We start from the raw sequence: 12,587 nt of genomic DNA on the forward strand, positions 1-12,587 counted from the left end.
GATCAGACGCCGAGGCTTTCGATATCCCGAGCGAGCATTTCCAGCTGGTGGGCCAGCGAGTTCTTCAGGGTTTCCTCGCTGAGCTGGAATGACGGCGCGCCGCAGGTGAGCGCCATGATGCTGCCGTCGGCCAGGTGCAGCGGCACACCGGCGGCCATCACGTTGCGGTCCCAGTCGCCGAGCGATAGGCAGAAGCCGTGCTGCACGAACTCCTCGAACGAAGCGTGCAGCGAAGCCTCGATGGCGGCCCAGCCATCGCCGTACTTGGCGGCCAGTGCGGCCATCAGATGCTCGCGTTCCTTCTCCGGGGTGGCGGCGAGAAAGGCGCGGCCAGCGGCGGTGGTGGCCAGCGGCAGACGCACGCCGGCGTCCATGCGCAGGGTGGTGACCTCGGCCGGGCGGCAATTCTCCACGTAGATCATCGACAGCCGGTCGCGGCAGGTCAGGCCCACGGTGGTGTTGGTGCGGCGGGCGAACTCGTCCATGTACGGCTTGGCCAGCTGGCGCACGCGCAGGTTGGAAACGTAGGCATAACCGAGCGCCAGCACGCCGGAATCGAGTTGGTACTTCTCCAGCTGCTGCGAATAGCTGAGGTAGCCGAGCTTGGTCAGCGTGTAGGTCATGCGCGACACGGTGGGCTTTGGCAGCCCGGTGATGCGTGCGATGTCCTGATTACCCATCACCACCGAGCCATGGGTGAAGGCACGCAGCACGTCCAGCCCGCGGGCGAGGGCCTCGACGAACTTGCGATCCTTGGGTGTGCCGGTGTCTTCGATGTCGTCGCTCATGGTCTCGGTCTGTCTGGCTAGTGGGCAGCGGTGGCGAACGATAGCAGATCGCCCGACGCGGGGCAGTGCGGCCATTGGCGATCATTGCGACGGAAAAAGCGATCTACTACTATCGGATTCGACATCCAGTTTCGCACAGTAAAACAATAATTCATTTTGGAGAATGTCGATGTCCGCTTCCGTGCAAGGCTACGTGGCTAACGAACTCGCCCGTGGCGGCTACCAGAACGTCCATGACCTGCTGGCTCAGGCCTGCGCGAAGCATCCGCAGCGCGCGGCATTTTCCTGTGGCGACGACCAGCTCACCTACGCCGAGCTGGGCAATCTTTCCGACGCGTTCGCGCGCTACCTGCGGCATCACGCCGGGCTGCAACCCGGTGACCGGCTGGCGCTGCAGCTGCCCAATTCGTTGCAATATCCCATCGCCGTGTTTGGCGCACTCAAGGCCGGGCTGGTGATCGTCAATACCAATCCGCAGTACACGGTCGCCGAAGCCCGCCATCAGTTCCGCGATTCCGGCGCCAGGGCGATCCTTGTGCTCGATCGGCTGCTGCCGCTGGTACGCGCGGTGCAGGCGGACACCGAGCTGGAGCACGTAATGCTCACCAGCGTCGATGATCTGCAGAGGCCGATTCACGAAGGCAGCGAGGCGGGAACGCAGCGCTTCATGCAGGCCCTGCGGCTGGGGGCGGAAAGCCCGCCGCTGGAGCGCGAAGCAGGCCTCGACCGGCTGGCGTTGTTGCAGTACACCGGCGGTACGACCGGTGTGTCCAAGGGCGCGATGCTAAGTCACCGCAATTTGCTAGCCAATGTGCTGCAGACCATCGAGCTGTTCGACAAGCCGGGTCTGCTGGAGCCTGAAAAGGACGTGCGCATCGCGCCGCTGCCGCTGTATCACATCATGGCGTTTGCCACGAACTGCCTGAGTTCGGTGGGTATGGGCCTGCACACCGTATTCGTCCGGGACGGGCGCAATCTGGACGAAACCATCGGTGCCATGCAGCGCTATCCGTTCAGCCTGCTCAGCGGCATCAACACGCTGTTCGTCGGGCTGATGAATCACCCGGAGTTTCGCCGCATCGATTTCTCCCATCTGAAGTGGGCGACGTCCGGCGGCGCGCCGCTCAACAGTGAAGTCGGGCGTCGCTGGCAGGCACTGACCGGGGCGCCGATCCGCGAAGGGTTCGGCCTGACCGAGGCCTCGCCTGTTGTGGCGACCGGTACACAGCTGAGCCCTTACCGCGAGGGCTACATCGGCCAGGCGCTGATCGAAACCGAGCTGCGCACCGTGGATGACGAGGGCAACGACGTAGCGCCGGAAATGCCGGGCGAGCTATGGCTGCGCGGCCCGCAGGTGATGCGGGGCTACTGGCAGCGACCGGACGAGACGGCCAAGGTGCTCACGCCCGAGGGATGGCTGAAGACTGGGGATATCGCCTTGCTGGATGCCGCGGGCTTCGTGAAGATCGTCGATCGCAAGAAGGACATGATCCTGGTCTCCGGCTTCAACGTCTTTCCCAACGAGATCGAGGATGTGCTGATGCAGCATCCATCCGTGCGTGAATGCGTGGCGGTCGGCGTACCGGATGCGCGCAAGGGTGAGGCAGTGAAGGTCTTCGTCAGCCTCAAGGACGATGCGGCCGACGAGCAGGCGTTGCTCGAGCATTGCCGGCAGTACCTCACCGGCTACAAGATGCCGAGCTATCTCGAGCTGCGCGACGAGCTGCCGAAGACAGCCGTGGGCAAGTTGCTGCGTCGGCAGCTGCGCGACGAGGCGCGGGGTAGCGCGGGTTGATTGCCACCTATATATAGGTGTGAGCTGACGAACGGGCTGCAGTGCTCAGGCCCCGGTCGGCATCGAGCAGCAACTCTCGAAGGCACGGCAGTCGGGCGGAAATTTCAATCCGCGCTTGTTGCCCTAGGGGGTTTCTGATATAAAGCAGCGCTCTTTTCTAGGGGCCCGGTATCTTCGTTCGCAACGTGGCCGGTAAGACCCCCATGAAACGTGGCGCTGAGCGCCGAACTGACAAGTGAATTCAAGCGGCCAACCCATGCCGGGTTGGGCATGTGGTTTTAGAGGGCTGAGGCATGTCGAGAGTCTGTCAAGTTACCGGTAAGGGTCCGGTAACCGGGAACAACGTTTCCCACGCAATGAACAAAACCCGTCGTCGTTTCCTGCCGAACCTGCAGCATCATCGCTTCTGGGTCGAGTCGGAGAACCGCTTCGTCCGTCTGCGCCTGAGTGCCAAAGGCATGCGCATCATCGACAAGCGCGGCATTGACGTCGTTCTGTCCGAGCTGCGCGCCCGCGGCGAAAAGGTTTAAGGAGAGCAATCATGCGTGACCTGATCCGTTTGGTGTCCAGCGCCGGTACCGGCCACTTCTACACCACCGACAAGAACAAGCGCACCACCCCCGACAAGATCGAAATCAAGAAATTCGATCCGGTCGTACGCAAGCACGTGATCTACAAGGAAGCCAAGATCAAGTAATTGATCGGCCCTTGAAGAAAGAACCCGCCTCTCGGCGGGTTTTTTCGTTTCTGGCGAACGCTTGGTGTCGGTGCCTGAAGCCAGTCGTCGTTCGCGTTGCCTAGTTTGATATGCATCATGTACGGCGCCTGTCGAATTCGCCTATCGTGCGAGCTTTCTTTTCTCCCACTTTCGGCACGAGGATGCGCAGCGCATGGCGAAGACGGACGGGCCCATCGCGGCAGACAGCAAGAGCACTTCCAGCATCGCCCTGCAGGCGGCTTCCGAAGATATCTGGGCACAGAAATACCGTCTGACCAGCAAGGACGGCACGCCGATCGATGACAGCGTCGACGCCACCTGGCAGCGCGTCGCCCGCGCCCTGGCTGACGTCGAGCCGGCCAAGCAGCGCGAGCACTGGCACGAGCGTTTCCTCTGGGCGCTGCGCAACGGCGCCATCCCGGCCGGACGGATCATCTCCAACGCCGGCGCGCAGGATTACAAGCCGGCTACCTCGACCATCAACTGCACTGTCTCGGGTTCGATCACCGACTCGATGGATGACATCCTCGGCAAGGTCCACGAGGCCGGTCTGACGCTCAAGGCCGGGTGCGGCATCGGCTACGAGTTCAGCACCCTGCGTCCGCGCGGCTCCTTCGTCTCGGGTGCCGGTGCGCACACCAGCGGCCCGCTGTCGTTCATGGATATCTTCGACAAGATGTGCTTCACCGTGAGTTCGGCCGGCGGCCGCCGCGGCGCGCAAATGGGCACCTTTGATGTCGGCCATCCGGATGTGCGCGAGTTCATCCGCGCCAAGCGCGAAGACGGCCGACTGCGCCAGTTCAACCTCAGCCTGTTGATCACCGATGAATTCATGCAGGCGGTGGAGATCGACGGCGAGTGGCCGCTGATCTTCCCGGTGCACGCCAAGGAAGCCGCCGAGCTTGACCTGGCGGACGCCGAGCATGTGCTCTGGCGCGAATGGCCGGTGCATGACGGCTACATCGTGCGTGACGATGGCCTGGTGGCCTGCAAGATCTACGGGCGGGTCAAGGCGCGGCATCTGTGGGACATGATCATGGTCTCCACCTATGACTACGCCGAGCCGGGCTTCATCCTCATCGACCGCGTCAACCAGCTGAACAACAACTGGTGGTGCGAAGCGATCCGTGCGACCAACCCCTGTGGTGAGCAGCCGCTGCCGCCGTACGGGTCGTGTCTACTGGGCTCGATCAACCTGACCAACTTCGTCATCGACCCGTTCGGTGCGGACGCGCGCTTCGACTGGGACAAGTACCGCGAGGTGGTGCGTGTCTTCACCCGCATGCTCGATAACGTCGTCGAGATCAACGGCCTGCCGCTGGAGCAGCAGCGCCACGAGATCGAAAGCAAGCGCCGCCATGGTATGGGTTTCCTCGGTCTCGGCTCGACCCTGACACTGCTCAAGCTGCGCTATGGCAGCCCGGAAGCCTGCGTGTTTACCGAGGAAGTCGCCCGCGAGATGGCGCTGGTCGGCTGGGAGCAGGCGCTGGAGCTGTCCAAGGAGAAGGGTCCGGCACCGTTGCTGAGCGAGACCTTCGAAGTCACCGCCGAAATGCTGCGCAAGCGTCCGGAGATGGCCAAGGACGGTTACAAGGTCGGCGACCAGATTGCCGGTCGCGTGCTGCACGCCAAGTATTCGCGTTACATGCAGAAGATCGCCGAGTACGCGCCCGAGCTGATCGAGGCGCTGGCCGAGCAGGGCGCGCGCTTCACCCACCACAGCTCGATCGCGCCTACCGGCACCATCAGCCTGAGCCTGGCCAACAACGCCTCCAACGGCATCGAGCCGAGCTTCGCCCATCACTACTCGCGCAACCTGATCCGTCCGGGCCGCAAGGCCAAGGAGAAGATCGAGGTGTTCAGCTACGAGCTGCTGGCCTATCGCACGTTGATCAACGAGCGCGCCAAGCCGGGCTCCGACGAGCCGGGCGAGAAGCTGCCGGACTACTTCATCACCGCCGATGACGTCAGCCCGACCCAGCACGTGGATATCCAGGCCGCCGCGCAGCGCTGGGTCGATTCGTCGATCTCCAAGACCGCCAACGTGCCGACCGATTATCCATTCGAGGCGTTCAAGGACATCTACCGCTACGCCTGGCGCCAGGGCCTCAAGGGCTGCACCACTTTCCGCTTCAATCCTGCAGCCTTCCAGGGCGTGCTGGTCAAGGAAGCCGATCTGGAAAAGACCCTGTACCGCTTCACTCTGGAGGACGGCAGCGTGGTCGAGCTCAAGGGCAACCAGGAGGTCGAGTACGACGGCGAGGTGAACACCGCCGCCAACCTGTTCGACGCCCTCAAAGAAGGCTATTACGGCAAGTACTGAGCCGGACTGCCAATCGTATAAGCGCCGGGCCATCGCTGCGCCCGGCAGGAGAATCTGCACAATGACCGTAAAGATCACCCAGCGCATCAAGGGCTTCAAGGTCGTCGACGAGGCCCTCGAACGCCCCGCGGCCGCTGCGACCAATACCGATAACAAGACGAGCAAGGCCGTTAACGTGGTGGAAATGGACGAGAGCCTGCAGCGTCCTGAAACCCTGATCGGCATGACCTACAAGATCAAGTCGCCGCTGTTCGAACACGCGCTGTACGTCACCGTGAACGACATCGTGCTCAACGCCGGCACCCCGCACGAGCAGCGCCGGCCGTTCGAGATATTCATCAATTCGAAGAACATGGACCACTTCCAGTGGATCGTAGCGCTGACCCGCATCATGTCTGCGGTGTTCCGCAAGGGTGGCGACTGCACCTTCCTCGTCGAGGAGCTGAAGGCGGTGTTCGATCCGCGCGGCGGCTACCTGAAGAAGGGCGGCGTCTACATGCCGTCGATCGTGGCCGAGATCGGTGCGGTGCTGGAGCGCCATCTGATCGCCATCGGCATGCTCGAAGGCCATGCACTGGACGAAACCCAGCTCAAGTACCTGGCCGAAAAGCGCGCCGCCTACGAGGCCAGTCAGGGTGCGGTGGCTGTCGAGCCGGGCGAGGGCTTTCCGGCCGGCGCGCAGCTGTGCAACAAGTGCAACACCCAGGCTGTGGTGCAGATGGACGGCTGCGCGACCTGCCTGAATTGCGGCAATTCCAAGTGCGGCTAAACGGCTTGCGCTGATTTCGCCTGCCGTGACGCTCGTCAGGCCCGCTTCGGGCCTGGCTCTGCTAGTTTTCGTTCTCCATACCGCCGTCCGGCCGTTGAACCAATGTCTTCCACTGCTCGCAGCCTGTTACTCCTGAAGCCCGTCGATCTCGGCGCGGCCCGGTTGTGCGCACTCGCTCCACCTCCCTCTGTCGTTGCCGATCCGGCAATCGCGCTACCACCTCCACAGGCGGTTGCGCTGGGCTGATCCGCCCACACTTCGCAGCTCCGGTTTTCGCTTCCGATCCTTCTGGGTCGGTGTGCGCGCGCTTCGGCGTCGCTGGAGCCTGTTTCGCTTCGACAGGTAATCACTGATGACTTTCAACAAATCGTTGTGGACGGCCTATGGCGTCATGACTGTGTTCGTATTGCTGTGGGGCAGTGCGGCCATCTTCACCCGCTGGGGACTGGACCACGCTACCCCCTTCGCCCTGCTGATCGTGCGCTTTGCTCTCGCGCTGACTGCAGTTCTGTTGATCGGCCTCTACCGTAGGCGCTGGCGGCCAGCGCTTGGCGCTGCTTGGCAGACGGCGGCGACCGGGCTGCTGATGATCGGCTGTTATTCGATCTGCTATTTCCAGGCCATGGCCCATGGCGTGACGCCGGGTGTGATCGCGACGCTGCTTGGCGTGCAGCCGATTCTCACCCTGTTGCTCCTCGAACGACGCTTCTCGCCGCTGCGTCTGCTGGGATTACTGGTGGCACTGGCCGGGTTGGCCGCGGTGGTATTCCAGAGTCTGGTGCTGGCACGTTTCTCGCTCGCCGGGATGCTCTTCGCCCTCGGCGCGCTGCTGTGCATGACAGTGGGTGCGATCCTGCAGCAGCGCGTTCGCCAGAGCCCGGTGGAGGTGCTGCCGACCCAGTACGGGATCAGCCTGCTGCTGTGCCTTGCGTTCGTGCCGTTCCAGCCGATCCGCCTGGAAGCGGTGACGGGCTTCATCATTCCGGTGCTGTGGTTGGGTCTGGTGATCTCGGTGGCGGCGCAGCTGCTGCTGTACCGCATGATCCAGACCGGCAATCTGGTGAACGTCACCAGTCTGTTCTACCTGGTGCCGGTGGTGACCGTGGGGATGGATTACCTGTTCCTCGGCAATCAGCTGTCGCGCACCGGCTTGCTGGGAATGGGGGCCATTCTGCTGGGGTTGGCGCTGGTGTTCAGGGCCGCACCGCAGCCGCATCGCGGATGAAAAAAGGCCGGGCGGTTGCCGCCCGGCCTTTCGGCAGCTTCAGCTGACCACGCGGTAGCACGGCGTGTAGGGCACGCCGCCGGGCAGCTTCATGCGGTGCTGCTCGACGAAGGCCTGCAGCAGCTTGTCCAGCGGTTGCATGATCGCCGTGTCGCCGTGGATCTCGTAACGGCCGTATTGCTCGATGCGGCGGATACCCTTGTCCTTGACGTTGCCGGCGACGATCCCGGAGAACGCCCGGCGCAGGTTGGCGGCCAGCTCGTGGGGCGGCAGGTCGCGGCGCAGCGGCAGGCTGGCCATGGCCTCGTGGGTCGGATCGAAGGGTCGCTGGAAACCTTCCTCGATCTTCAGCAGCCAGTTGAAGTGGAAGGCATCGTTGCGCTCGCGGCGGAACCGTCGTACTTCGCGCAGGCCCTCGGTCATCTGCCGGGCCACTTCGGTAGGGTCGTTGAAGACGATCTGGTAGCGCTTCTGGGCTTCCTCGCCAAGGGTCGCGCCGACGAAATCGTGCAGCTGCTGCAGATAATCCGCCGCATCGCTAGGCCCAGTGAGAATGACCGGGAACGGCACTTCACGATTGGCCGGGTGCAACAGAATGCCGAGCAGGTAGAGGAACTCCTCGGCCGTGCCGACCCCGCCGGGGAAGATGATGATGCCGTGACCGACGCGGACGAAGGCCTCCAGACGTTTCTCGATGTCCGGCAGGATCACCAGCTCGTTGACGATCGGGTTCGGTGCCTCGGCGGCGATGATGCCCGGCTCGGTCAGCCCCAAGTAGCGGCTGCCAACGCGGCGCTGTTTGGCGTGGGCAATGGTGGCGCCCTTCATCGGCCCCTTCATCACGCCCGGGCCGCAGCCGGTGCAGACATCCAGGCTGCGCAGGCCCAGCTCATGGCCGACGCGTTTGCTGTACTTGTACTCTTCGGTGCTGATCGAGTGGCCACCCCAGCACACCACCATGTTCGGCTCGATGCCCGGGCGCAGCGTGCGGGCGTTGCGCAGCAGATGAAAGACGTAGTCGGTAATGCCCTGGGAAGTGCTCAGATCGATGCGCGCGCTGCTCAGTTCGCTCTCGGTATAGACGATGTCGCGCAGCGCGCTGAAGAGCATCTCGCGGGTGCTGGCGATCATCTCGCCATCGACGAAGGCATCGGCCGGCGCATTGAACAGCTCGAGGCGTACGCCGCGATCCTGCTGCAGGATGCGCACCTCGAAGTCCTCATAGGCTTCGAGGATGGTCTTGGCGTTATCGATGCGCGTGCCGGTGTTGAGGATTGCCAGGGCACACTGGCGGAACAGCTTGTGCGTGCTGCCGGAACCGACTTCGCTCAGTTGCTGTACTTCGCGTTGCGACAGGGTTTCCAGGCTGCCTTTGGGGGTAACCGAGGCGTTGATTACGTTGCGTTGGGTCATTGGTGATTCCTGAATTCGATGGCGACACCATCGCGGAGCTGGTGCACCGAAACGACGGCTGCGTGCCGCCATCTTAACGCGGTGGCGCAGCGGCGGAGGGCGATCCGTTCGGTAGGCGAGAGGCAAATCGCTCCGAGAGCCGTGGCAGGTTCGACCCTCGGGGCAATCGGCGGTTCGCCGGGCAGCGCAAGTGCCAGGCTGGTCAGGTCCAGCCGTAGCGCACCAGGTGGAAGAAGATCGGCGCGGCGAAGCAGACCGAATCGAGCCGGTCGAGCATGCCGCCGTGGCCCTCGATCATGTGCCCCCAGTCCTTGACGCCACGGTCGCGTTTGATCGCCGACATCACCAGGCCGCCGAAGAAGCCCAGCAGGTTCAGCAGCAGCGCCATCAGCGCCGCCTGCCACCAGGCGAACGGGGTGATCCAGAACAGCGCCGCGCCGATCAGTGTTGCGAGGAAGATCCCGCCGACGAAGCCTTCGACGGTTTTGGACGGCGACAGGCGCGGGGCGATCTTGCGCTTGCCGGCCAACTTGCCGCACACGTACTGCAACACGTCGGAGAGCTGCACGACGATGATCAGCCAGGCGATCAGCAGCAGGTTGCGACCTTCGTAGCCGGCAATTTCCAGGGTGAGCAGGGCAGGGACGTGGGAGACGCAGAAGACTGCGATCATCAGGCCCCATTGCACCTTCGAGGCACGTTCGAGAAAACGCGTGGTGTCGCCGCCCAGCGACGCCAGGATCGGCAGCAACAGGAAGACGTAGACGGGAATGAAGATGGCGAACAGGCCGTACCAGCCGACCGCCACCAGCAGATACTGCAGCGGCAGCACCAGGTAGAACGCCGCGACCAGCGCCGGATAGTCGCTGCTGCGTGTCGGTGTCAGCGTCATGAATTCGCGTAACGCGAAGAACGACACCAGGTAGAAGAGGATCACCACGGCGGTGTGGCCGAGCCAGAAGGCGATGCCAATCAGCGCGACCATCACCCACCAGGCATTGATGCGGGCGTTGAGGTTGTCGATCACCGGACTCTCGCCGCCGCTGCGACGCTTGAGGACGAAGCCGATCAGCGAGGCCAGGGCGAGCAGGGCGCCGATACCGGCGAACAGCAGCAGGGTATTGCGATCCATGTCAGTCTTCCTTCGGGGCCAGTTCTAGCAAAGCCAGGCGAGCGCGCTGCAGAAACGCGTCCTTGTCCTCGTCCTTTTCGATGCACATGGGCGCGCCGAAGCTGACGCTGCACAGCAGGGGCAGCGGCAGGCTGCGGCCCTTGGGCATCACCCGATTGAGGTTGGCGATCCACACCGGCACCAGCTCCACGTCCGGACACGCCAGGCCCAGGCGATACAGCCCGCTCTTGAACGGCAGCAGGCCTTCTTCCAGATTGCGCGTGCCCTCGGGGAAGAGGATCAGTGAATCGCCGCCGGCCAAGGCGTCGAGCATCGGTTGTAGCGGATTCGACTCCGGGCCGCTGCGCTCGCGATCCACCAGCACACCGTTGAACAGGCGATGGATGACGAAGCGGCGCAGCGCGCTGCTCTGCCAGTAATCGGCGCCGGCGACGGGCCGGGTCCTGCGCCGCAGGTCAGGCGGCAGCGATGCCCAGAGCAGCACGAAATCACCGTGGCTGCTGTGGTTGGCGAAATAGATGCGTTGCCGGTTGAGCGGCGCGCAGCCGATCCAGAGGCTGCGTGTACCGGTCAGCAGGCGTGCAACGGAAGTGATCGCGAAGGCGAGCAGGGCGCCGAACATGGGATGTTCCTCGGTATCGGGCGGGAAGTCGGTGGTGCGGGTGGGTGGCGGTTCAGTCCGCTTCGGCGGGCGCCGATGCGGTTTCCGCCAGGCCTTGTCTGACCCGGTTGCTCAGCGTGAGGATCGACAGCCCGGCGATCAGCAGCAACAAGCCGTTGATCCAGGCGGCTGGCAACAGGCCCAGGGCGACGCCGGTGGCCAGCACGCCGAAGGCGAAGGCCCTGTCGCTCTTGCCCATCGGGCCGTCGTAACGGCGTGAGGCGCCCACCATCGGACCGAGCACACCGGCGTACTCGATCAGCGCTGCGAGCACCACCACCAGCACCACGGCAGCTGGCCAGACGCCGGTCACCAGCGCGAGCGGCAGGTAGAGCGCCGCATCGGCGGCCACATCGCAGAGTTCGTTGAGGTAGGCGCCGAGCTTCGATTGCTGGCCGAATTCTCGCGCCAGCATGCCGTCGATGGCGTTCAGTGCCATGCGCAGCAGCATCCACAGTGGGATCAGCAGGAAGATCCAGAGGTGCTCGATCAGCAGCGCGACCGCCGCTGCGACTGCCAGCGACACGACCAGCGCTGCCAGCGTGACCTGATTGGCCGTGATGCCGCTGCCATAGAGGCGCTGGACCAGTGGGCGCAGTAGTGCCTGAAAACGGGGTTTGAGCTGATAGATGGAGGGCATGCATCGATTCCTTTCGATGATCGGCGAGTCGCGCATTTCGGCTAACGCCAGCGCGCATCCTGTGCGCCCGGCACTTTGGGGTAAAGCCCCGGCGCTCGCAAGCTGCGCTGGAAAATTTGCGAGGTGTTGAACGCTTTCGCGCCGCGCGGGTAGCGGGGAATCGACCTAGAAGGCAAAAGGCAGCGCGCTGGATGGATGCTGGCGCGCTTTCAGCAGCCGATGAAATTCGCCGGGATCCTTCACCTGCACGTCCGTCTTGCCTTCGTGACGCTGCGCCGCGATCAGTCGCGATAGCCAGAAACGCACGCAGGCCACGCGCAGCATCGGCTGCCAGAGCTCGGCTTCGGCCGGGGTGAAGCGGCGCAGTGCGGAGTAGGCCGCCAGCAAGGGTTCGCTGCGTTCACCGTCGATCTCGCCATTGGGGTGCGAGCACCAGTCGTTCACGGCGATGGCCAGGTCGTAGAGCATGGGCCCGGAGCAGGCGTTGTAGAAGTCGATCACACCGGTCAGGTGGCTGCCTTCGAACAGCACGTTGTCGCGGAACAGATCGGCGTGCAGGTTTGCGCGCGGCAGGGCGAGGAGTTTCGGCCGCAGCTCGGCGATCTCTGCCAGGCCTTCGCGCAACAGCGGCAGCTGGTCCTCGGGCAGGCTCAGCGCCAGGCTCGGCCCCTGTTCCTGCATCCAATCTAGGCCACGGTCGCTGGCGCGTTCAAGGATGTGCTCGCGGGTGGCCAGATGCAGACGCGCCAGCAGCCGGCCGACCTCGGCGCAATGGTGCGGATTGGGCGCCATCACATGCTTGCCGGGCAGACGCGGCTGCAGCAGCGCAGGCTTTTCCGCCAGTTTGCGCAGCGCCTCGCCCTGCTCGCTGCGCAGCGCATAGGGCACCGGAAGGCCGGCGCGGTGCAGCACGTCGAGCAGCTCGATGAAGAACGGCAAATCCTGGGTCGGACCACGCTCGATCAGCGTCAGGACGTATTCGCCCTGTTCGAGGCTGACGAAGAAATTGCTGTTCTCGCTGCCTGCGACGATGCCCTGGAAGTCGCGCAACCGGCCAAGCCGGTACGGCGCCAGAAAGGCTTCCAGTTCATCGCGTTGCAGGGGCGTGAATACCGACATGCTG

General features: G+C 63.8%; 12 protein-coding genes. 6 read left to right on the plus strand and 6 right to left on the minus strand.

What is annotated here, in order from left to right:
• Nucleotides 1-2 precede the first annotated feature (2 nt).
• A complete protein-coding gene (locus tag CW305_RS15685) occupies nt 3-788 on the minus strand; it encodes an IclR family transcriptional regulator (protein WP_104098345.1) in 786 nt (261 codons plus the stop codon).
• A gap of 169 nt (nt 789-957) precedes the next feature.
• Between CW305_RS15685 and CW305_RS15690 the strand changes: the two genes are divergently transcribed.
• The 6 genes from CW305_RS15690 to CW305_RS15715 all read left to right on the plus strand — a co-directional run bounded on the left by CW305_RS15690 (nt 958) and on the right by CW305_RS15715 (nt 7,618).
• On the plus strand, nt 958-2,583 hold the full coding sequence (locus CW305_RS15690) for an AMP-binding protein (protein ID WP_104098346.1): 1,626 nt from the start codon (nt 958-960) through the stop codon (nt 2,581-2,583).
• Between the two features lie 293 nt (nt 2,584-2,876).
• Entirely contained in the window at nt 2,877-3,113 is a 237-nt protein-coding gene (gene rpmB / locus CW305_RS15695; RefSeq protein WP_003284186.1) for a 50S ribosomal protein L28, read from the plus strand.
• Between the two features lie 11 nt (nt 3,114-3,124).
• Complete coding sequence (gene rpmG / locus CW305_RS15700; RefSeq protein WP_003284185.1) at nt 3,125-3,280, plus strand: 50S ribosomal protein L33; 156 nt, start codon at nt 3,125-3,127, stop codon at nt 3,278-3,280.
• Nucleotides 3,281-3,473: 193 nt separating this feature from the next.
• Nucleotides 3,474-5,624, plus strand: coding sequence for an adenosylcobalamin-dependent ribonucleoside-diphosphate reductase (locus tag CW305_RS15705; RefSeq protein ID WP_104098347.1), 2,151 nt, complete (start codon nt 3,474-3,476; stop codon nt 5,622-5,624).
• Between the two features lie 61 nt (nt 5,625-5,685).
• Nucleotides 5,686-6,393: a TSCPD domain-containing protein gene (locus CW305_RS15710; protein ID WP_014822113.1), complete on the plus strand. Its 708-nt coding sequence runs from the start codon at nt 5,686-5,688 to the stop codon at nt 6,391-6,393.
• 352 nt (nt 6,394-6,745) lie between these two features.
• Nucleotides 6,746-7,618, plus strand: coding sequence for a DMT family transporter (locus tag CW305_RS15715; protein ID WP_104098348.1), 873 nt, complete (start codon nt 6,746-6,748; stop codon nt 7,616-7,618).
• Nucleotides 7,619-7,657: 39 nt separating this feature from the next.
• Here the strand turns inward: CW305_RS15715 and ppnN are convergent, their stop codons facing one another.
• From ppnN to CW305_RS15740, 5 genes are all read right to left on the minus strand, one after another.
• On the minus strand, nt 7,658-9,031 hold the full coding sequence (gene ppnN / locus CW305_RS15720) for a nucleotide 5'-monophosphate nucleosidase PpnN (protein ID WP_014822111.1): 1,374 nt from the start codon (nt 9,029-9,031) through the stop codon (nt 7,658-7,660).
• 202 nt (nt 9,032-9,233) lie between these two features.
• A complete protein-coding gene (locus tag CW305_RS15725; RefSeq protein ID WP_023444202.1) occupies nt 9,234-10,163 on the minus strand; it encodes a phosphatidate cytidylyltransferase in 930 nt (309 codons plus the stop codon).
• Between the two features lies 1 nt (nt 10,164).
• Nucleotides 10,165-10,785, minus strand: a complete 621-nt coding sequence (locus tag CW305_RS15730) for a lysophospholipid acyltransferase family protein (protein ID WP_104098349.1) — start codon at nt 10,783-10,785, stop codon at nt 10,165-10,167.
• A gap of 52 nt (nt 10,786-10,837) precedes the next feature.
• Entirely contained in the window at nt 10,838-11,464 is a 627-nt protein-coding gene (locus CW305_RS15735; RefSeq protein WP_104098350.1) for a CDP-alcohol phosphatidyltransferase family protein, read from the minus strand.
• A 165-nt stretch (nt 11,465-11,629) separates the two neighbouring features.
• Nucleotides 11,630-12,583 (minus strand): homoserine kinase, encoded by a 954-nt coding sequence (locus CW305_RS15740; protein ID WP_104098351.1) that lies wholly within the window; start codon nt 12,581-12,583, stop codon nt 11,630-11,632.
• Nucleotides 12,584-12,587 lie beyond the last annotated feature (4 nt).

The organism is Stutzerimonas kunmingensis (assembly GCF_002929225.1).
In the GTDB taxonomy this organism is placed as follows: Bacteria; Pseudomonadota; Gammaproteobacteria; order Pseudomonadales; family Pseudomonadaceae; genus Stutzerimonas.

Bases quoted from the DNA above. Each gene is read 5' to 3' on its own strand.
- CW305_RS15685 (WP_104098345.1), bottom strand. From the start codon at position 788: ATGAGCGACGACATCGAAGACACCGGCACACCCAAGGATCGCAAGTTC.
- CW305_RS15690 (WP_104098346.1), top strand. From the start codon at position 958: ATGTCCGCTTCCGTGCAAGGCTACGTGGCTAACGAACTCGCCCGTGGC.
- rpmB (WP_003284186.1), top strand. From the start codon at position 2,877: ATGTCGAGAGTCTGTCAAGTTACCGGTAAGGGTCCGGTAACCGGGAAC.
- rpmG (WP_003284185.1), top strand. From the start codon at position 3,125: ATGCGTGACCTGATCCGTTTGGTGTCCAGCGCCGGTACCGGCCACTTC.
- CW305_RS15705 (WP_104098347.1), top strand. From the start codon at position 3,474: ATGGCGAAGACGGACGGGCCCATCGCGGCAGACAGCAAGAGCACTTCC.
- CW305_RS15710 (WP_014822113.1), top strand. From the start codon at position 5,686: ATGACCGTAAAGATCACCCAGCGCATCAAGGGCTTCAAGGTCGTCGAC.
- CW305_RS15715 (WP_104098348.1), top strand. From the start codon at position 6,746: ATGACTTTCAACAAATCGTTGTGGACGGCCTATGGCGTCATGACTGTG.
- ppnN (WP_014822111.1), bottom strand. From the start codon at position 9,031: ATGACCCAACGCAACGTAATCAACGCCTCGGTTACCCCCAAAGGCAGC.
- CW305_RS15725 (WP_023444202.1), bottom strand. From the start codon at position 10,163: ATGGATCGCAATACCCTGCTGCTGTTCGCCGGTATCGGCGCCCTGCTC.
- CW305_RS15730 (WP_104098349.1), bottom strand. From the start codon at position 10,785: ATGTTCGGCGCCCTGCTCGCCTTCGCGATCACTTCCGTTGCACGCCTG.
- CW305_RS15735 (WP_104098350.1), bottom strand. From the start codon at position 11,464: ATGCCCTCCATCTATCAGCTCAAACCCCGTTTTCAGGCACTACTGCGC.
- CW305_RS15740 (WP_104098351.1), bottom strand. From the start codon at position 12,583: ATGTCGGTATTCACGCCCCTGCAACGCGATGAACTGGAAGCCTTTCTG.